Genomic DNA, 18,394 nt, shown 5'->3' with positions numbered 1-18,394 from the left:
GGTCCCGCTACCTCCACAGCCGCGCCGGTCACTTTTCGACAGGCGAAAAAAAAGACCTTGAATTTCAAGGTCTTTTTTTAAGATGGTGCCCCGAGGGAGACTCGAACTCCCACTCCTTTCGAAAACGGATTTTGAATCCGCCGCGTCTACCAATTCCGCCATCAGGGCTCAATGGCGGCGAAGTATAGAGAGGTGATTACCGTTGGTCAATCACGTTTCATGGTCAATTTTCACTATTTCCGCTAGACTTCCCGGCCCTGCTAGACGAACCCCATCATGCGCGTTGCTGACTTTACTTTTGAGCTCCCTGATTCGCTGATCGCTCGCCACCCTTTGGCCGAGCGTCGCGCCAGTCGACTGCTGACCCTGGACGGGGTGAGCGGTGCCCTCGCACACCGTCAATTCACTGATTTGCTTGAGCATTTGCGCCCAGGCGATCTGATGGTGTTCAACAATACCCGGGTGATTCCGGCACGGCTGTTTGGCCAGAAAGCGTCCGGCGGCAAGCTGGAAATTCTGGTGGAGCGGGTGCTGGACAGCCATCGCGTGCTGGCCCATGTGCGCTCCAGCAAGTCGCCGAAACCGGGTTCGAGCATCCTCATTGATGGCGGTGGCGAGGCCGAGATGGTCGCGCGCCATGATGCGTTGTTCGAACTCAAGTTCGCCGAGGAAGTGTTGCCGCTGCTTGAGCGCGTCGGCCATATGCCGTTGCCTCCTTATATAGACCGCCCCGACGAAGACGCGGACCGCGAGCGCTATCAAACCGTTTACTCCCAGCGCCTCGGTGCCGTGGCCGCGCCGACCGCCGGGCTGCATTTTGATCAGCCGCTGCTGGACGCGATTGCCGCCAAGGGCGTCGAAACCGCCTATGTGACCCTGCACGTGGGGGCCGGCACGTTTCAGCCGGTGCGTGTGGATAAGATCGAAGACCACCATATGCACAGCGAGTGGCTCGAAGTCAGCCAGGAAGTGGTGGATGCGGTGGCGGCGTGCAAGGCGCGCGGCGGTCGGGTGGTTGCCGTGGGCACCACCAGCGTGCGTTCCCTGGAAAGCGCGGCGCGCGATGGCGTGCTCAAGCCTTTCAGTGGCGACACCGATATCTTTATTTTCCCGGGCCGGCCGTTTCATGTGGTCGATTGCCTGGTGACCAACTTCCATTTGCCCGAATCCACGCTGTTGATGCTGGTGTCGGCATTTGCCGGTTACCCGGAAACCATGGCCGCTTATCAAGCCGCCATCGCCAACGAGTACCGTTTTTTCAGCTACGGTGATGCGATGTTTATCACCCGTAACCCGGCGCCGCGCGGCCCAGAGGAAACCTTATGAGTCGTATGTCGTTTGAATTGTTGGCCACGGATGGCAAGGCTCGTCGTGGTCGCCTCACGTTCCCGCGCGGCACAGTGGAGACCCCGGCCTTCATGCCGGTGGGCACTTACGGCACCGTAAAAGGCATGCTGCCGCGCGACATCGTCGCCACCGGCGCCGAAATCATCCTCGGCAATACCTTCCACCTCTGGCTGCGCCCGGGCACGGAAGTGATCAAGAAGCACGGTGACCTGCATGACTTCATGAAGTGGCAGGGACCGATCCTGACCGACTCGGGTGGTTTCCAGGTGTTCAGCCTGGGCGCCATGCGCAAGATCAAGGAAGAGGGCGTGACCTTCGCCTCGCCGGTGGACGGTTCCAAAGTGTTCATGGGGCCGGAAGAGTCGATGCAGGTTCAGCGCGACCTGGGCTCCGACATCGTGATGATTTTCGACGAGTGCACCCCGTACCCGGCGGACGAAGACGTGGCGCGGATCTCCATGGAGCTGTCGCTGCGTTGGGCCCAGCGCTCGAAGAATGCCCACGGCGACAACACGGCGGCGCTGTTCGGTATCGTCCAGGGCGGCATGCACGAAAGCCTGCGCAAACGCTCGCTGGAAGGCTTGGACAAGATCGGCTTTGACGGCCTGGCCATCGGCGGTTTGTCGGTGGGCGAGCCCAAACACGAGATGATCAAGGTGCTGGATTACCTGCCGGGCCTGATGCCGGCTGACAAACCTCGTTACCTTATGGGCGTTGGCAAACCGGAAGATCTCGTAGAGGGTGTGCGCCGCGGTGTGGACATGTTCGATTGCGTGATGCCAACCCGTAATGCCCGCAATGGGCATCTGTTCATCGATACAGGCGTGCTGAAGATCCGTAACGCGTTCCATCGCCATGATGATTCGCCGCTGGATCCCACCTGTGACTGCTACACCTGCCAGAACTTCTCCCGTGCTTATCTGCACCATCTGGACAAGTGCGGGGAAATGCTGGGTAGCATGTTGAATACCATCCACAATTTGCGCCATTACCAAGTCCTGATGGCTGGTTTGCGCGAGGCTATTCAACAGGGTACATTGGCCGCCTTCGTCGATGCCTTCTATGCCAAGCGCGGGCTCCCTGTGCCGCCCTTGGACTGAGATTTGCGACCCTAAGATTCACTATTTGCAACTGGAGTGCTAAATGAGCTTTTTTATCTCTAATGCCATGGCTGACGCCGCTGCGCCTGCCGCTGCCGGCCCAATGGGCGGTGGTTTTGAGTGGATTTTCCTGGTCGGCTTCCTGGTCATCTTCTACCTGATGATCTGGCGTCCACAGGCCAAGCGCGCCAAAGAGCAGAAAAACCTGCTGGGCAGCCTGCAAAAAGGCGACGAAGTTGTGACCACTGGCGGCATCGCCGGCAAGATCACCAAGGTTTCCGATGCTTTCGTGGTTCTGGAAGTCTCCGACACCGTAGAAATGAAGTTCCAGAAGGGCGCCATCGCCGCCACGCTGCCAAAAGGCACGCTCAAAGCGATCTAAGTAACAACCTTTACCAATCGACGGGGCGCGCAAGGCGCCCCGCGTTATAAGCGGGCGGCGTGATGCTGAACAAATACCCTCTGTGGAAATACGTACTGATCCTGGCGGTGCTGGCGATCGGTTTTATTTATTCCGCTCCCAATCTTTATCCTGATGACCCGGCGATCCAGATCACTGGCGCCAGCACTTCGCTGCAAGTCAATCAGGCTGACCTGGACCGCGCGAGCAAAGCGCTCACTGACGCGGGCATCCAGGTTAAAGCGGCAACATTGGCGGCTGATGCGAAGGGCGGCTTGTTGCGCCTGACCAAGGCAGAAGACCAATTGCCGGCCAAAGACGTCGTGCGCAAGGCCATGGGTGACGACTACGTGGTCGCGCTCAACCTGGCACAGACCACGCCAAAATGGCTGCGCAGCATTGGCGCGCACCCGATGAAGCTGGGTCTGGACTTGTCCGGTGGTGTGCACTTCCTGCTGGAAGTCGACATGGACAAGGCCCTCGATGCCCGCCTGAAAGTCTACGAAGGCGACGTGAAGAGCCTGCTGCGCAAAGAGAAACTGCGCTATCGCAGCCTGCCGCAGCTCAACGGTGCCATCCAGCTGGGCTTCTCTGACGAAGCGTCCCGCGAACAGGCCCGCGCCCTGATCCGCAAGAATTTCAATGATTTCGACATCGTACCGGCTGACCTGAATGGCCAGGCCGTACTGCGTCTGGCGATGAGCCCGGCGAAGATTGCGGAAATCCGCGAGTACTCCATCAAGCAGAACTTGACCACGGTGCGTAACCGCGTCAACGAGCTGGGTGTGGCCGAGCCGATCGTTCAGCGTCAGGGTGCCAACCGCATCGTGGTTGAACTGCCGGGCGTACAGGACACCGCTGAAGCCAAGCGTATCCTGGGTAAAACCGCCAACCTGGAATTCCGTCTGGCGGCCGAGCCGGGTGCTACCCGTGCCACTGCCGAGGAATTCGAGTTCCGCGAAGGCAACCGTCCTCCGGCGCTGATTGAGCGTGGCTTGATCATCACCGGTGACCAGGTAACCGACGCCAAGGCCGGTTTCGGCGAGCACGGTACCCCTGAAGTGAACATCCGTCTGGATGGCCATGGCGGCGAGTTGATGAGCCGCGCCACGCGCAGCAACGTCGGTCGCAGCATGGCGGTGATCTTCATTGAGCAGCGCCCTGTCACCACTTACACCAAGCAAGTGGTGGATGGCGTCGAGAAAGACGTACCGGTGCAGACCTTCAAGGAAGAGAAGAAGATCATCAGCCTGGCGACCATTCAGTCGCCGCTGGGTGCTCAATTCCGCATCACCGGCTTGAACGGTCAGGGCGAGTCGTCCGAGCTGGCGCTGCTGCTGCGTGCCGGTGGCCTGGCTGCCCCGATGTACTTCGCTGAAGAACGTACCATCGGCCCGAGCCTGGGTGCCGACAACATCACCAAGGGTATCGATGCAGCCTTGTGGGGCATGCTGTTCGTTTCCCTGTTCATCATCGCCATCTACCGCTTCTTCGGCATCATTGCCACCGTGGCCCTGGCGGGCAACATGGTGATGCTGCTGGCCCTGATGTCGCTGCTGGGCGCTACGCTGACCTTGCCGGGTATCGCCGGTATCGTACTCACCATGGGTATGGCGGTAGACGCCAACGTGCTGATCTTCTCGCGGATTCGTGAAGAGATTGCCGCGGGCATGACCGTACAGCGTGCAATCAACGAAGGCTTCGGCCGGGCATTTACCGCGATTCTCGACTCCAACCTGACTACGTTGCTGGTCGGCGGGATTCTCTTTGCCATGGGCACCGGCCCGGTCAAAGGCTTTGCGGTAACCATGTCCCTCGGTATCTTTACCTCGATGTTCACGGCCATCATGGTGACCCGCGCAATGGTCAACCTGATCTTTGGCGGGCGTGACTTCAAGAAGTTGTGGATTTAAGGGGCTGCCATGTTACGTACAATCAACTTCATGGGCGTTCGCAACGTTGCGTTCGGCGTCACTGTGCTCCTTACCGTTCTGGCGCTGTTCAGCTGGTTCCATAAGGGTCTGAACTACGGTCTGGACTTCACCGGCGGTACGCTCATCGAGCTGACCTACGAGAAGCCGGCCGACGTTACCCTGGTACGCAGCGAGCTGGTCAAGGCCGGCTATCACGAAGCCATCGTGCAGAGCTTCGGTGCGACCACCGACCTGCTGGTGCGTATGCCGGGCGAAGATCCGCAACTGGGTCACCAGGTCGCGGACGCCTTGCAGAAGGTCGGCGGCGATAACCCGGCGTCGGTCAAGCGCGTCGAGTTCGTGGGCCCGCAAGTGGGTGAAGAGCTGCGCGACCAGGGCGGCCTCGGCATGCTGATGGCGCTGGTTGGCATCATGATCTACCTGGCTTTCCGCTTTCAGTGGAAGTTCGGTGTCGGCGCCATCGTGTCGCTGATCCACGACGTCATCGTGACCGTGGGTATCCTGGCGTACTTCCAGGTGACCTTCGACCTCACTGTGCTGGCGGCCGTATTGGCGATCATTGGTTACTCCCTCAACGACACAATCGTGGTATTCGACCGGGTTCGCGAGAACTTCCGTGTATTGCGCAAGGCTTCGCTGATCGAGAACATCAATATCTCCACCACCCAGACGCTGCTGCGGACCATGGCGACGTCGATCTCCACCTTGCTGGCGATTGCCGCGCTGATGATCTTCGGTGGCGACAACCTGTGGGGCTTCTCCCTGGCGCTGTTCATCGGCGTGTTGGCGGGTACCTATTCGTCGATCTACATCGCCAACGTGGTACTGATCTGGCTGAACCTCAACAGCGAAGACCTGATTCCTCCTGCCGCTACCGGCAAGGAGGTCGACGACCGCCCTTGATGGGTGTTTGTTGATCTGCTGTTACAAAGAAGGCGCGAGTATTGAACTCGCGCCTTTTTTTTTGCTCCAAGGCTGGGTATAGCGCGGACGTTTCGGTCCGTTTGTGATGGTCAGGAGGTTCACGTGAACAAGTCGTTACTGGTTGGTGCGGTATTGGGTGCTGTCGGTGTGACTGCCGGGGGTGCTGTTGCCACCTACAGCCTGGTAAAAAGCGGCCCTGAGTATGCGCAAGTGCTGGCGGTGCAGCCGGTGAAAACCCAGATCAAAACCCCGCGTGAGGTCTGCAGAGACGTCACCGTGACCCGGCAGAAGCCGGTGCAGGATCAGCATCAAATCGTCGGTACCGTGGTCGGTGCGCTGGCGGGTGGCCTGTTGGGCAACCAGGTCGGTGGCGGTAACGGCAAAAAGCTAGCTACCGTGGCTGGCGCGGTCGGTGGTGGTTATGCGGGTAACAAGGTTCAGGAAGGCATGCAGAACCGCGATACCTACACCACGACGCAACAGCGTTGCAGCACCGTCAACGACATCAGTGACAAGGTTGTCGGTTATGACGTGCGCTACAACCTCGATGGCAAGGAAGGCTCGGTGCGTATGGATCGTGATCCGGGTGGCCAGATTCCAGTGGATAAAGAAGGTCGTTTGATTCTGGGTCAGAACCAGCAGTAAAGCTGGCATCAATTCAAGGGTGGGAGCTGGCTTGCCTGCGATAGCGGTGGGTCTGCACTTCTTCAGCTGGCAGGCAAGCCCTCATCGCAGGCAAGCCAGCTCCCACATTGGATTGTGTTTGCTGTTGGGATATCAAACTCCAGGCATAAAAAAGCACCCCTCGGGGTGCTTTTTTGTGCTCGCTCGCTTAACGCTTCAGCGAAGCCGGCAGGTGTGGCTGGATAGCCGTCAATACTGCCTTGAAGCATTTGGTGTTGCCGGCCACCACATGGCCTTTTTCCAGGAAATCGTGACCGCCGGTGAAGTCGCTCACCAGGCCGCCAGCTTCCTGGATCAGCAGGGCGCCTGCAGCCATGTCCCACTCGGACAGGCCTGACTCCCAGAACGCATCGAAACGGCCAGCGGCCACATAGGCCAGGTCCAGGCTCGCAGCGCCCGCGCGACGGATGCCGGCGGTCTGGCCAACCAGGGCGCGGAACATGCCCAGGTAGTTTTCCAGGTTGTCCATCTGGTCGTCACGGAACGGGAAGCCGGTACCCAGCAGGGCGCCGTCGAGGCTGGTGCGGCCGCTGACGCGCAGGCGACGACCGTTCAACTGGGCGCCACGGCCACGGCTGGCGGTGAATTCTTCCTGGCGAACCGGGTCCAGAACAACAGCGTGCTCCAGGCGGCCACGGTATTTGCAGGCAATGCTCACGGCAAAATGCGGGATACCGCGCAGGAAGTTGGTGGTGCCGTCCAGTGGGTCGATGATCCACAGGTAGTCTTCGCCTTCGCCGCTGCCTTTGTGCAAACCGGTTTCTTCACCGAGGATGCCGTGGGTAGGATAGGCCTTGCGCAGGGCGTCGATGATTTTCTGTTCGGCGGCGCGATCCACCTCGGATACGTAATCCTTGGCGTCTTTTTCGTCGACCTTGATGGTATCCAGGCGCTCGATGGAGCGGAAGATCAATTCACTGGCGCTGCGGGCGGCGCGCAGCGCGATATTCAGCATGGGCTGCATGGATGTGTCACCTAAGGTTGTTAAAGAAAGCCGGGCATTCTAGCAGAAACTTTCTTCAGGTGAAGGACGACGTTAGCTTTCATGGCATAACCTTAGGCTGTTCTGTAAGATTTGCTCCCCTTTCCCGTGTCCGAGAGCGCCTCCCTTGCTGCAAAACATTCGTGTCGTCTTGGTCAATACCAGTCATCCCGGCAATATCGGCGGGGTGGCGCGAGCCATGAAAAACATGGGGTTGACGCGCCTGGTGCTGGTTGACCCGCGCGTGTTCCCGCATCACGAAGCGGATGCCCGTGCCTCCGGCGCCAATGACCTGCTTGAAAAAGCTCAGGTCGTCGCCACTTTGGAAGACGCCTTGGTCGGCTGCAATCTGGTGCTGGGTACCAGCGCCCGTGATCGTCGCATCCCCTGGCCATTGCTGGATCCGCGTGAGTGCGGGACCAAAGTGGTGGAAGAGGCGGCCGGCGGTGCTGAAATCGCCTTGGTCTTTGGCCGTGAAGACTCCGGCCTGACCAATGAAGAGCTGCAGCGATGTCATTACCACGTGCACATTCCATCAGACCCTGATTTCAGTTCGCTGAACCTCGGGGCGGCGGTGCAGGTGTTGAGTTATGAAGTGCGCATGGCCTGGCTGGCCGCTGCCGGCCAGCCAAGCAAGGTAGAGAAGGAAGAGGTTGCTTCGACCAAAAGTGGCGAGTTGGCCACCATGGACGAGCTGGAGCGGTTCTATGAGCACCTGGAGCAAACCCTGGTGGCCATCGAATTCCTCGATCCTGAAAAACCACGCCACTTGATGGCACGCCTGCGTCGCCTTTACGGGCGCAGCTCGGTCAGCCGGGCAGAAATGAATATATTGCGTGGCATCCTCACGGAAACCCAGAAAGCGGCCCGTGGTGAGCTGCTTAAGCGGAAGGATTAAAAATGTTCGAGCGTTTGCGAGAAGATATCCAGAGTGTTTTCCACCGTGACCCGGCGGCGCGCAACGCCTTTGAAGTGCTGACCTGCTACCCGGGCATGCACGCGATCTGGATTCACCGTCTGTCCGGCGCCCTGTGGGGCATGGGCTGGAAGTGGCTGGCGCGGCTGGTGTCGAACTTCGGTCGTTGGTTGACCGGGATCGAGATTCATCCCGGCGCAAAGGTGGGTCGTCGCTTCTTTATCGATCACGGCATGGGCATCGTGATTGGCGAGACCGCCGAAATTGGCGACGACGTGACCCTCTACCAGGGTGTGACCCTGGGCGGCACCAGCTGGAACAAGGGCAAGCGCCATCCGACGCTCGGCGATGGCGTCGTGGTAGGGGCGGGCGCCAAGGTATTGGGCCCGTTCACGGTCGGTGCGGGCGCCAAGGTCGGTTCCAATGCGGTTGTGACCAAAGCCGTGCCGCCTGGTGCGACTGTCGTCGGCATTCCGGGGCGCATCATCGTCAAGCCTGAGGCTGGCGACGAGCAAGAAGCCAAGCGCAAGGCCATGGCCGAGAAGATCGGTTTTGATGCTTACGGGGTCAGTGAAGACATGCCTGATCCGGTGGCGCGAGCCATTGGCCAGTTGTTGGATCACCTGCAGGCAGTCGATGGCAAGCTGGACGGTATGTGCGGCGCGCTGAAAGACTTGGGCAGCCCTTACTGTGCGAAAGATCTGCCTGAGCTGCGTGAAGAGGACTTCGCCGAGATCAAGGATGAGGCCGCCACTACCAAGGCTGGCTGAATACGGTCTTCTGTGGGAGCTGGCTTGCCTGCGATAGCGGTGGGTCGGCAACCCATAGGCTGCCTGGCAGAATGCTATCGCAGGCAAGCCAGCTCCCAAATTTACTCTCCATTGGTCTCACAATCCTGACTCCGGCCCTGTTCCTGCTGTTCGTCCCCACCCCATCCTGCTATGATTCGCGCGCCCTTTTTACGGGTAATCCTGACTAAAGTACTAGGTCTTATAGTTGACTTAAATACTCGGGAATCGCATACTTGCTCCCATTCTGAAACACCTTGGTACTTGTCCATGAGACTGACTACAAAAGGCCGATACGCGGTGACCGCCATGCTTGACCTGGCCTTGCACGCGCAAACTGGGCCGGTGTCCCTGGCCGATATCTCCGAGCGCCAAGGCATTTCCCTGTCCTACCTCGAGCAACTGTTCGCCAAATTGCGCCGCAGCAATCTGGTTTCCAGCGTGCGTGGGCCGGGTGGCGGCTATCAATTGTCCCGCGACATGCAGGGCATTCAGGTAGCCCAGGTGATCGATGCGGTGAATGAATCCGTCGATGCCACCAAATGCCAGGGTTTGGGTGATTGCCATGCCGGCGACACCTGCCTGACGCACCACTTGTGGTGCGACTTGAGCCTGCAGATCCATGAGTTTTTGAGTGGTATCAGCTTGGCTGATCTTGTAACCCGCCGTGAGGTGCAAGAAGTAGCCCAGCGTCAGGACCAGCGCCGTTGCAACACCAAGGCGCCGCGTCTGGACAAGATTGAAGCGTCCGCCGTCGAGTGACAGCCGAAGAGCTAACGGCACGCCAGCCAGCCTGATTTAGGAGAAAGTCCATGAAATTGCCGATTTACCTTGATTACTCTGCGACCACCCCGGTTGATCCGCGTGTCGCGCAAAAGATGAGCGAATGCCTGCTGGTTGACGGAAACTTCGGCAACCCGGCCTCCCGTTCCCATGTGTTCGGCTGGAAAGCCGAGGAAGCGGTCGAGAACGCTCGTCGCCAGGTGGCTGACCTGGTTGGCGCTGACCCGCGCGAAATCGTCTGGACCTCCGGTGCCACCGAGTCCGACAACCTGGCAATCAAGGGCGCGGCGCATTTCTATGCGACCAAAGGCAAGCACCTGATCACCACCAAGATTGAGCACAAGGCTGTCCTCGACACCATGCGCCAACTGGAGCGTGAAGGTTTCGAGGTCACCTACCTTGAACCCACCACTGACGGTATCGTCACCCCGGCCATGATCGAAGCGGCCCTGCGTGAAGACACCATCCTGGTTTCCGTGATCCACGTAAACAACGAAATCGGCACCATCAACGACATCGCAGCCATCGGCGAACTGACACGCTCCAAGGGCATTCTGCTGCACGTCGACGCGGCTCAGTCCACCGGCAAGGTGGATATCGACCTGTCGAAGCTGAAAGTCGACCTGATGTCGTTCTCCGCCCACAAGACCTACGGCCCTAAAGGCATCGGCGCGCTGTACGTGAGCCGCAAGCCGCGTGTGCGTATCGAAGCCACCATGCACGGCGGCGGTCACGAGCGCGGCATGCGTTCGGGCACCCTGGCGACCCACCAGATCGTCGGCATGGGCGAAGCCTTCCGTGTAGCCAAGGAAGACATGGCTGCCGAAAACATTCGTATCAAAGCCCTCAGCGACCGCTTCTACAAGCAGGTCGAAGGCCTTGAAGAGCTGTACATCAACGGCAGCATGACCGCCCGTGTACCGCACAACCTGAATTTGAGCTTCAACTACGTCGAAGGCGAGTCGCTGATCATGGCGCTCAAGGACCTGGCGGTTTCGTCCGGTTCGGCCTGCACCTCGGCGTCCCTTGAGCCTTCGTACGTGCTGCGCGCCCTGGGCCGCAACGACGAACTGGCACACAGCTCGATCCGCTTTACGTTCGGCCGCTTCACCACCGAAGAACAAGTCGACTACGCCGCGCAGAAAGTCTGCGAAGCCGTCAACAAGCTGCGCGTTCTGTCGCCGCTGTGGGACATGTACAAAGACGGCGTCGACATTTCCAAGATCGAGTGGGCGGCACACTAACTATAGAAGCCGCCACCCCAGCTCTGTAGGAACGTGGCGGAAAACGCAGGCGTTTTTACAGGGTTCCAGAGCGGCCCTGATGAGTGAGGATTCAGTACCATGGCTTACAGCGAAAAGGTCATCGACCACTACGAAAACCCGCGCAACGTCGGCAAGATGAACGCGGAAGACCCTGATGTCGGCACCGGCATGGTCGGCGCTCCGGCATGCGGCGACGTTATGCGCCTGCAGATCAAGGTCAACGACGCTGGCGTTATCGAAGACGCCAAGTTCAAGACCTATGGCTGCGGTTCGGCCATCGCCTCCAGCTCCCTCGCCACCGAGTGGATGAAAGGCAAAACTCTGGATGAGGCTGTGACTATCAGCAACACCCAGCTGGCCGAAGAGCTGGCCCTGCCGCCAGTGAAAATCCACTGCTCCGTACTCGCCGAAGACGCCATCAAGGCGGCCGTTCGCGACTACAAGCAGAAGAAAGGCTTGATCTAAGCAATTTGGCGACGAGTAAGGAGTCAACGATGGCTATCAGCATGACAGAAGCGGCTGCGCAGCACATTCGCCGCTCCCTGAATGGGCGCGGTAAAGGTGAGGGGATTCGTCTGGGTGTTCGCACCACGGGCTGTTCCGGCCTTGCCTACGTGCTGGAGTTTGTCGACGAGGTGGTCGCGGAAGACCAGGTGTTCGAAAGTCACGGCGAGAAAGTGATCATCGACCCTAAAAGCCTGACCTACCTGGACGGCACCGAACTCGATTTCGTCAAGGAAGGGTTGAACGAAGGCTTCAAGTTCAACAACCCCAACGTGCGCGGTGAATGTGGCTGCGGCGAAAGCTTCAACATCTGAGGCTATTCGTGGGTACTCCTTGTCATTTCGCTTTATTCGAGCTGCAGCCGAGCTTTCGGCTGGACCTTGAGCAGCTTGCTGCGCGCTATCGAGAACTGGCGCGTGGCGTGCATCCGGACCGCTTTGCCGACGCTTCCGAGCGTGAGCAACGCGTGGCGCTGGAGAAATCCGCCAGCCTCAACGAAGCCTATCAGACGCTGAAAAACCCGCCCAAACGCGCGCGCTACCTGCTTGCGCTGAACGGTGGCGAGTTGCCGATCGAAGTCACGGTGCACGACCCGGACTTCCTGATGCAGCAGATGCAATGGCGTGAAGAACTCGAAGAGTTGCAGGACGAAGCCGATCTGGCGGGTGTTGCGGTCTTCAAGCGTCGCCTGAAAACGGCCCAGGACGAGCTCAACGAAAGCTTTGCGGCCTGTTGGGATGACGCGGCGCAACGCGAGCAGGCCGAACGCCTGATGCGGCGCATGCAGTTCCTCGACAAGCTCTCCTACGAAGTGCGCCAGCTAGAAGAGCGCCTCGACGATTAACCCCGTGTGCTGCCCGTGATGCACGCCTGATAGACAGATAAGACCTGATTACCATGGCCCTACTGCAAATCGCCGAACCCGGCCAAAGCCCTCAACCGCACCAGCGTCGCCTGGCGGTCGGGATTGACCTGGGCACCACCAATTCCCTGGTTGCTGCCTTGCGCAGCGGCCTGTCCGAGCCTTTGCCCGACGCTGATGGCCAGGTGATCCTGCCGTCTGCCGTGCGCTACCACGCTGATCGCACGGAAGTGGGGGAGTCGGCCAAGCTGGCCGCCTCTACCGACCCTTTGAATACCGTGCTGTCGGTCAAGCGTTTGATGGGGCGTGGTCTGTCCGACGTCAAGCAACTGGGCGACCAGCTGCCGTACCGCTTTGTCGGTGGCGAATCCCACATGCCGTTCATCGACACCGTCCAGGGCCCGAAAAGCCCCGTGGAAGTGTCGGCCGATATCCTCAAGGTGCTGCGCCAGCGTGCCGAAAAGACCTTGGGTGGCGAGCTGGTCGGTGCGGTTATTACTGTTCCGGCGTATTTCGATGACGCTCAACGCCAGGCCACCAAGGACGCGGCAAAACTCGCCGGCCTGAATGTGCTGCGTCTGCTCAACGAGCCGACTGCGGCTGCCGTGGCTTATGGCCTGGACCAGCATGCCGAAGGCCTTATCGCTATTTACGACCTGGGCGGCGGCACCTTTGATATTTCGATCCTGCGCCTGACCGGCGGTGTCTTCGAAGTGCTGGCCACTGGCGGCGACAGTGCCTTGGGCGGCGATGACTTTGATCACGCCATCGCGGGCTGGATTATCAGTGGTGCTGGCTTGTCCGCCGATCTGGATCCGGGCGCACAGCGTAATCTGCTGCAAACCGCCTGCGCCGCCAAGGAAGCGCTGACCGATGCGGCTTCTGTCGAAGTGTCCTACGGTGACTGGTCGGCTCAACTGACCCGCCAAGCCTTCGATGCCTTGATCGAGCCGATGGTCGCGCGCAGCCTTAAGGCTTGCCGTCGCGCCGTGCGTGATTCCGGTATCGAGTTGGAAGACGTCGGCGCCGTGGTCATGGTCGGTGGTTCCACGCGCGTGCCGCGCGTTCGCGAGGCAGTTGCTGAGGCCTTTGGTCGCCAGCCGCTGACTGAAATCGACCCGGACCAGGTGGTTGCCATTGGTGCTGCGATCCAGGCCGACACACTGGCCGGCAACAAGCGCGAGGGTGGCGAACTGCTGCTGCTTGACGTGATTCCGTTGTCCCTGGGGCTGGAAACCATGGGTGGCCTGATGGAGAAGGTGATTCCGCGCAACACCACCATCCCCGTCGCCCGCGCTCAGGACTTCACCACTTACAAAGATGGCCAGACGGCCATGATGATTCATGTGCTGCAAGGCGAGCGCGAGCTGATCAGCGACTGCCGTTCCCTGGCGCGTTTCGAGTTGCGCGGTATCCCGGCGATGGTCGCGGGTGCGGCGAAGATTCGCGTGACGTTCCAAGTCGACGCTGACGGCCTGTTGAATGTAGCCGCGCGCGAGCTGGGCTCGGGCGTCGAAGCCAGTATCCAGGTCAAGCCGTCCTATGGCCTGACCGACGGCGAAATCGCCAAGATGCTCAAGGATTCGTTCCAGTACGCCGGTGATGACAAGGTCGCCCGTGTATTGCGCGAGCAGCAAGTCGACGCCCAGCGCCTGCTCGAAGCGGTGCAGGGCGCCCTTGAGGCTGACGGCGAGCGGCTGTTGGATGCCGAAGAGCGCATGGTCATCGACCTGCAGATGCAGGAGCTGGCCGAACTGATGAAAGGCAACGATGGTTATGCCATCGAACAACAGACCAAGCGCCTGTCGCAAGTGACCGATGCTTTTGCCGCCCGTCGTATGGACCAGACGGTAAAAGCCGCCCTGGCGGGACGCAACCTGAATGAAATCGAGGAATAATTAATGCCGCAGGTCATTTTTCTGCCACACGCCGAGCACTGCCCGGACGGTATGGTCGTGGAGGCTGAGACCGGCAAGTCCATCCTCGAAGTTGCCCATGACAACCACATCGAGATTGAAAGCGCCTGCGGCGGTGTCTGCGCCTGCACCACCTGTCACTGCATCATCCGTGAGGGGTTCAACACCCTGGAAGAAGCTGACGAGCTGGAAGAGGACTTCCTGGACCGCGCGTGGGGGCTGGAGGCGACTTCTCGCCTAAGCTGTCAGGCAAAGGTCGGAACGGAAGACATCACCGTCGAAATTCCGAAATATTCCCTCAACCATGCCGCCGAAGCGCCGCATTGATTCAAGGAAATGTCATGAGCCTGAAATGGGTTGATGTACAAGAAATCGCTATACAACTTGCTGAAGCTCATCCTGAGGTCAATCCTCTTACCGTGAACTTCGTCAAGCTGCGCGACCTCGTAATGGCGCTGCCGGAGTTCGACGACATCCCGAACCGGGGTGGCGAAAAAGTCCTGGAGGCGATTCAGGGTCTGTGGATCGAAGAAGCAGACGACTGACCTGTCTTTTTACGCAGTTAGGCAATACCCGATAACCCGCGTATAATTCGCGGGTTTAATTTTTCGTAAATTACCGTTTCTGGAGTTACACCATGGCTGTTCAACGTACTTTCTCCATCATCAAGCCTGACGCTGTTGCAAAAAACGTCATCGGCGAGATCACCACTCGTTTCGAAAAAGCCGGCCTGAAGGTTGTAGCTTCGAAACTCAAGCAACTGTCCAAGGCTGAAGCTGAAGGCTTCTACGCTGAGCACAGCGCTCGTGGCTTCTTCGGCGACCTGGTCTCCTTCATGATCTCCGGTCCTGTGGTTGTTCAGGTTCTGGAAGGCGAAAACGCTATCGCTCTGAACCGTGAGCTGATGGGCGCTACCAACCCTAAAGAAGCGGCTGCCGGCACCATCCGTGCTGACTTCGCCGAGTCCATCGACGCCAACGCTGTTCACGGCTCGGACTCCGAAGCTGCTGCTGCTCGCGAAATCGCTTACTTTTTCGCTGCTACTGAAGTAACCGCTCGCTAAGCATCGGCTTAAAGAGTGAGGGTGAATCCATGACTACATCGACTGTTAAAACCAACCTGCTGGGTCTGACTCAGCCGGAAATGGAGAAATTCTTCGACTCAATCGGGGAGAAGCGTTTCCGTGCCGGTCAGGTAATGAAGTGGATTCACCACTTTGGCGTCGACGATTTCGACGCCATGACGAACGTCAGCAAGGCCCTGCGCGACAAGCTCAAGGCCATTGCCGAAGTTCGTGGTCCTGAAGTGGTCAGCGAGGACATCTCCAGCGACGGCACCCGTAAGTGGGTGGTGCGCGTGGCGTCCGGCAGCTGCGTCGAGACCGTTTACATTCCCCAGGGCAAACGTGGCACCTTGTGCGTTTCGTCCCAGGCAGGCTGTGCCCTGGATTGCAGTTTCTGCTCCACCGGCAAGCAAGGCTTCAATAGCAACCTCACGGCCGCCGAAGTGATCGGCCAGGTGTGGATTGCCAACAAATCCTTTGGCAGCGTCCCGGCGACCGTCGACCGTGCCATCACCAACGTGGTGATGATGGGCATGGGTGAGCCGCTGCTGAACTTCGACAACGTCATCTCCGCCATGCACCTGATGATGGACGACCTGGGCTACGGCATCTCCAAGCGCCGCGTGACCCTGTCGACCTCCGGCGTGGTGCCGATGATCGATGAGCTGGCCAAGCACATCGACGTCTCCCTGGCGTTGTCGCTGCACGCACCCAATGACGCATTGCGTAACCAATTGGTGCCGATCAACAAGAAGTATCCGCTTAAGATGCTGCTCGAGTCTTGCCAGCGCTACATGGCGACCTTGGGCGAAAAGCGTGTGTTGACCATCGAGTACACCTTGCTCAAGGACATCAATGACAAGGTCGAGCACGCGATCGAGATGATCGAGTTGCTCAAGGACACCCCGTGCAAGATCAACCTGATTCCGTTTAACCCGTTTCCCCATTCTGGCTACGAGCGGCCGAGCAACAACGCCATTCGCCGTTTCCAGGATCAACTGCACCAGGCAGGTTACAACGTCACCGTCCGCACCACCCGTGGTGAGGACATCGACGCCGCCTGTGGCCAATTGGTAGGGCAGGTGATGGACCGCACCCGCCGCAGCGAGCGTTATATCGCCGGACGCGAAGTGAATGCCGCCGGCGATTTACCGCTGATTGCTGTGAATCGAATCTGAGAGAGGATCTCTATGCCCTTGCGCCTTGCGCTGCTTTTGCTTGTTACCGGTCTGGTGGCCGGTTGTGTTTCATCGGGCGATGACCGCCCTTTGCAGACCGGTAAAGGCCGTGACGAGGCGCGAGTTGCCTATGTGCAACTGGGTTTGGGTTATCTGCGCCAGGGCATGAGTGAACAGGCCAAGGTGCCGTTGAAAAAGGCCCTTGAACTGGATGGCGACGACGCCGATGCCAATGCGGCGCTCGCCTTGGTGTTCCAGGCTCAGGCCGAACCTGAACTGGCTGATCAGTATTTTCTCAAAGCCCTGGCTTCACGTCCTGCTGACTCGCGGCTGCTGAACAACTACGGTAGCTTCCTGTTTTCACAGAAACGTTATGACCAGGCTTCCCGTTATTTCCAGCAGGCCTCCACCGATACCCTCTACCCGGAGCGGTCGCGGGTGTTCGAAAACCTTGGGGTGACCTCGATGCGCCTCGGCCAGCGTGAAAGCGCGCGCCAGCAACTGGAAAAAGCCCTGCATTTGAATGGTCGCCAGCCACGCGCGCTGCTCGAAATGGCTGAGATGTCTTACGAAGACAGGCATTATGTGCCGGCACGTGACTATTACGAGCGTTTTAGCCTGCTCAGCGGGCAAAATGCACGTAGTCTATTGCTCGGTGTGCGCCTGGCGACGGTTCATGAAGAACGCGACACGGCCGCACGTTTTGGCCAGCAACTCGAACGACTCTATCCCGGTACGCCGGAATATCAGCAATACCTGTCGGAGCAATGATGAAAGCGGCGCACCCGGAAGTTGTAGCAGCTAATCGCGTAAACCCAGGCGAGACCTTGCGTCAGGCCCGCGAAAGCAATGGTTGGTCGCTGGCGGAAGTGGCCCTCAAGCTCAATTTGACCGCCACGTCCCTGGCTAATCTGGAAGCTGGCGCGTTCGACAAGCTGCCTGGGCATACTTTCGCCCGCGGCTATATCCGCGCCTATGCCAAGTTGCTGGGCATCGACCAGGCCGTATTGGTCCAGGAATTCGACCAGTTCACCGGTACCGACTCTCAGGGCAGCAATGTGCACGGTTTGGGGCGTATCGAAGAGCCGGTGCGGGTTTCCCACACAATTTTGCGAATTGTCAGCCTGTTGCTGTTGATTGCGGTGATCGGCGGCGGTTTCGTGTGGTGGCAGGACCAGACCACCCAGCGCGCCAAAGACCTGACCAGCAACGCCATGGAGCACGTCGAAGTCGAAAGCGCCGACGGCACCACGCAGATTCATCCGCTGGACGAGCCGGAAGACCAGGCCGTTGCTGAAGGCCAGGCTGCGCCGCAAGCCCCGGCAACCGCCGAACAGCCGGCGACCGAAGCGAACCCGGCACCTGCTGCGGTGCCGGCTCCGGCGGCCCCCGCGACTCCGGCAGCGCCAGTGGCTCACGCGCCGGCTGCTCCTGTGCAGACCCCAGCGCCGGCCGCTCCGGCAGCGCCGGTTGTTTCCGCGCCCACCACACCTGCGTTGATCGCTGGTGACGGCCATATCCAGATTACCTTCATCGCTGACTGCTGGACGCAAGTCACCGATGGCAATGGCAAAGTGCTGTTTAGCGGTCTGAAGCGTAAGGGAGATACGCTGGATCAAGGCGGCAAGCCTCCTTTGACGCTGCGTCTGGGCTTTGCCCGTGGCGCGCAAGTGGCCTACAACGGCCAGCCTGTGGACGTGGCGCCGTTCACCAGTGGCGAGACTGCTCGCCTGAAGTTGGGACAATAG

The 18,394-nt window shown here is 59.4% G+C and carries 21 protein-coding genes and 1 tRNA gene; 20 read left to right on the top strand and 2 right to left on the bottom strand.

The features are described from left to right. Window positions 1-83: 83 nt before the first annotated feature. Window positions 84-168, bottom strand: a tRNA-Leu gene (locus ATI14_RS01255). Between the two features lie 108 nt (window positions 169-276). On the opposite strand from ATI14_RS01255, the gene queA reads away from it, so the two are divergent. The 6 genes from queA to ATI14_RS01225 all read left to right on the top strand — a co-directional run bounded on the left by queA (window position 277) and on the right by ATI14_RS01225 (window position 6,350). Continuing rightward, window positions 277-1,326: a tRNA preQ1(34) S-adenosylmethionine ribosyltransferase-isomerase QueA gene (gene queA, locus ATI14_RS01250; RefSeq protein WP_016972005.1), complete on the top strand. Its 1,050-nt coding sequence runs from the start codon at window positions 277-279 to the stop codon at window positions 1,324-1,326. Window positions 1,327-1,331: 5 nt separating this feature from the next. After that, on the top strand, window positions 1,332-2,447 hold the full coding sequence (tgt, locus tag ATI14_RS01245; RefSeq protein ID WP_003175976.1) for a tRNA guanosine(34) transglycosylase Tgt: 1,116 nt from the start codon (window positions 1,332-1,334) through the stop codon (window positions 2,445-2,447). Between the two features lie 43 nt (window positions 2,448-2,490). After that, window positions 2,491-2,829: a preprotein translocase subunit YajC gene (yajC, locus tag ATI14_RS01240; protein WP_003175975.1), complete on the top strand. Its 339-nt coding sequence runs from the start codon at window positions 2,491-2,493 to the stop codon at window positions 2,827-2,829. Between the two features lie 62 nt (window positions 2,830-2,891). After that, window positions 2,892-4,760, top strand: coding sequence for a protein translocase subunit SecD (gene secD / locus ATI14_RS01235; protein ID WP_016972004.1), 1,869 nt, complete (start codon window positions 2,892-2,894; stop codon window positions 4,758-4,760). Between the two features lie 9 nt (window positions 4,761-4,769). Continuing rightward, complete coding sequence (secF, locus tag ATI14_RS01230; protein WP_016972003.1) at window positions 4,770-5,684, top strand: protein translocase subunit SecF; 915 nt, start codon at window positions 4,770-4,772, stop codon at window positions 5,682-5,684. A 123-nt stretch (window positions 5,685-5,807) separates the two neighbouring features. Then, window positions 5,808-6,350 (top strand): glycine zipper 2TM domain-containing protein, encoded by a 543-nt coding sequence (locus tag ATI14_RS01225; RefSeq protein ID WP_017253550.1) that lies wholly within the window; start codon window positions 5,808-5,810, stop codon window positions 6,348-6,350. A 187-nt stretch (window positions 6,351-6,537) separates the two neighbouring features. Here ATI14_RS01225 and suhB read toward each other — a convergent pair whose 3' ends face one another. Further along, window positions 6,538-7,353 (bottom strand): type III secretion system regulator SuhB, encoded by an 816-nt coding sequence (gene suhB / locus ATI14_RS01220; RefSeq protein WP_003175971.1) that lies wholly within the window; start codon window positions 7,351-7,353, stop codon window positions 6,538-6,540. Between the two features lie 145 nt (window positions 7,354-7,498). Between suhB and trmJ the strand changes: the two genes are divergently transcribed. From trmJ to ATI14_RS01150, 14 genes are all read left to right on the top strand, one after another. Then, window positions 7,499-8,269 (top strand): tRNA (cytosine(32)/uridine(32)-2'-O)-methyltransferase TrmJ, encoded by a 771-nt coding sequence (gene trmJ / locus ATI14_RS01215; protein ID WP_016972001.1) that lies wholly within the window; start codon window positions 7,499-7,501, stop codon window positions 8,267-8,269. Between the two features lie 2 nt (window positions 8,270-8,271). Further along, window positions 8,272-9,057, top strand: coding sequence for a serine O-acetyltransferase (gene cysE, locus ATI14_RS01210; protein WP_016972000.1), 786 nt, complete (start codon window positions 8,272-8,274; stop codon window positions 9,055-9,057). A gap of 288 nt (window positions 9,058-9,345) precedes the next feature. Continuing rightward, window positions 9,346-9,837: a Fe-S cluster assembly transcriptional regulator IscR gene (gene iscR, locus ATI14_RS01205; RefSeq protein ID WP_003194020.1), complete on the top strand. Its 492-nt coding sequence runs from the start codon at window positions 9,346-9,348 to the stop codon at window positions 9,835-9,837. A 50-nt stretch (window positions 9,838-9,887) separates the two neighbouring features. Further along, window positions 9,888-11,102 (top strand): IscS subfamily cysteine desulfurase, encoded by a 1,215-nt coding sequence (locus ATI14_RS01200; RefSeq protein WP_016971998.1) that lies wholly within the window; start codon window positions 9,888-9,890, stop codon window positions 11,100-11,102. Between the two features lie 99 nt (window positions 11,103-11,201). Beyond that, window positions 11,202-11,588, top strand: coding sequence for a Fe-S cluster assembly scaffold IscU (gene iscU / locus ATI14_RS01195; protein WP_003175965.1), 387 nt, complete (start codon window positions 11,202-11,204; stop codon window positions 11,586-11,588). A 29-nt stretch (window positions 11,589-11,617) separates the two neighbouring features. After that, entirely contained in the window at window positions 11,618-11,941 is a 324-nt protein-coding gene (gene iscA, locus ATI14_RS01190; RefSeq protein WP_003175963.1) for an iron-sulfur cluster assembly protein IscA, read from the top strand. Window positions 11,942-11,949: 8 nt separating this feature from the next. Continuing rightward, window positions 11,950-12,471, top strand: a complete 522-nt coding sequence (gene hscB, locus ATI14_RS01185; RefSeq protein ID WP_016971997.1) for a co-chaperone HscB — start codon at window positions 11,950-11,952, stop codon at window positions 12,469-12,471. 53 nt (window positions 12,472-12,524) lie between these two features. Beyond that, entirely contained in the window at window positions 12,525-14,387 is a 1,863-nt protein-coding gene (gene hscA, locus ATI14_RS01180; RefSeq protein WP_016971996.1) for a Fe-S protein assembly chaperone HscA, read from the top strand. A 3-nt stretch (window positions 14,388-14,390) separates the two neighbouring features. After that, complete coding sequence (gene fdx, locus ATI14_RS01175) at window positions 14,391-14,732, top strand: ISC system 2Fe-2S type ferredoxin (protein WP_016971995.1); 342 nt, start codon at window positions 14,391-14,393, stop codon at window positions 14,730-14,732. Window positions 14,733-14,746: 14 nt separating this feature from the next. After that, entirely contained in the window at window positions 14,747-14,950 is a 204-nt protein-coding gene (iscX, locus tag ATI14_RS01170; RefSeq protein WP_016971994.1) for a Fe-S cluster assembly protein IscX, read from the top strand. Window positions 14,951-15,042: 92 nt separating this feature from the next. Beyond that, window positions 15,043-15,468, top strand: coding sequence for a nucleoside-diphosphate kinase (gene ndk, locus ATI14_RS01165; RefSeq protein WP_016971993.1), 426 nt, complete (start codon window positions 15,043-15,045; stop codon window positions 15,466-15,468). Between the two features lie 29 nt (window positions 15,469-15,497). Continuing rightward, window positions 15,498-16,646 carry a dual-specificity RNA methyltransferase RlmN gene (gene rlmN / locus ATI14_RS01160; protein ID WP_080520106.1) on the top strand — a complete coding sequence of 383 codons (1,149 nt, stop codon included), beginning with the start codon at window positions 15,498-15,500 and terminating at the stop codon, window positions 16,644-16,646. Between the two features lie 12 nt (window positions 16,647-16,658). After that, window positions 16,659-17,417 (top strand): type IV pilus biogenesis/stability protein PilW, encoded by a 759-nt coding sequence (gene pilW / locus ATI14_RS01155; protein ID WP_016971991.1) that lies wholly within the window; start codon window positions 16,659-16,661, stop codon window positions 17,415-17,417. Then, window positions 17,417-18,394: a RodZ domain-containing protein gene (locus ATI14_RS01150; protein ID WP_016971990.1), complete on the top strand. Its 978-nt coding sequence runs from the start codon at window positions 17,417-17,419 to the stop codon at window positions 18,392-18,394. The genes pilW and ATI14_RS01150 overlap by 1 nt, the downstream gene beginning before the upstream one ends.

Origin of the sequence: Pseudomonas tolaasii NCPPB 2192, assembly GCF_002813445.1 — a bacterium.
GTDB classification, from domain to species: Bacteria; Pseudomonadota; Gammaproteobacteria; order Pseudomonadales; family Pseudomonadaceae; genus Aquipseudomonas; species Aquipseudomonas tolaasii.
The sequence above is the reverse complement of the archived record's forward strand: the minus strand, read 5'-3'. Positions and strand labels throughout refer to the sequence as shown.

Coding starts and splice junctions, on each gene's coding strand:
- queA (WP_016972005.1), top strand. CDS start 277: ATGCGCGTTGCTGACTTTACTTTTGAGCTCCCTGATTCGCTGATCGCT.
- tgt (WP_003175976.1), top strand. CDS start 1,332: ATGTCGTTTGAATTGTTGGCCACGGATGGCAAGGCTCGTCGTGGTCGC.
- yajC (WP_003175975.1), top strand. CDS start 2,491: ATGAGCTTTTTTATCTCTAATGCCATGGCTGACGCCGCTGCGCCTGCC.
- secD (WP_016972004.1), top strand. CDS start 2,892: ATGCTGAACAAATACCCTCTGTGGAAATACGTACTGATCCTGGCGGTG.
- secF (WP_016972003.1), top strand. CDS start 4,770: ATGTTACGTACAATCAACTTCATGGGCGTTCGCAACGTTGCGTTCGGC.
- suhB (WP_003175971.1), bottom strand. CDS start 7,353: ATGCAGCCCATGCTGAATATCGCGCTGCGCGCCGCCCGCAGCGCCAGT.
- cysE (WP_016972000.1), top strand. CDS start 8,272: ATGTTCGAGCGTTTGCGAGAAGATATCCAGAGTGTTTTCCACCGTGAC.
- iscR (WP_003194020.1), top strand. CDS start 9,346: ATGAGACTGACTACAAAAGGCCGATACGCGGTGACCGCCATGCTTGAC.
- ATI14_RS01200 (WP_016971998.1), top strand. CDS start 9,888: ATGAAATTGCCGATTTACCTTGATTACTCTGCGACCACCCCGGTTGAT.
- iscU (WP_003175965.1), top strand. CDS start 11,202: ATGGCTTACAGCGAAAAGGTCATCGACCACTACGAAAACCCGCGCAAC.
- iscA (WP_003175963.1), top strand. CDS start 11,618: ATGGCTATCAGCATGACAGAAGCGGCTGCGCAGCACATTCGCCGCTCC.
- hscA (WP_016971996.1), top strand. CDS start 12,525: ATGGCCCTACTGCAAATCGCCGAACCCGGCCAAAGCCCTCAACCGCAC.
- fdx (WP_016971995.1), top strand. CDS start 14,391: ATGCCGCAGGTCATTTTTCTGCCACACGCCGAGCACTGCCCGGACGGT.
- iscX (WP_016971994.1), top strand. CDS start 14,747: ATGAGCCTGAAATGGGTTGATGTACAAGAAATCGCTATACAACTTGCT.
- ndk (WP_016971993.1), top strand. CDS start 15,043: ATGGCTGTTCAACGTACTTTCTCCATCATCAAGCCTGACGCTGTTGCA.
- rlmN (WP_080520106.1), top strand. CDS start 15,498: ATGACTACATCGACTGTTAAAACCAACCTGCTGGGTCTGACTCAGCCG.
- pilW (WP_016971991.1), top strand. CDS start 16,659: ATGCCCTTGCGCCTTGCGCTGCTTTTGCTTGTTACCGGTCTGGTGGCC.
- ATI14_RS01150 (WP_016971990.1), top strand. CDS start 17,417: ATGAAAGCGGCGCACCCGGAAGTTGTAGCAGCTAATCGCGTAAACCCA.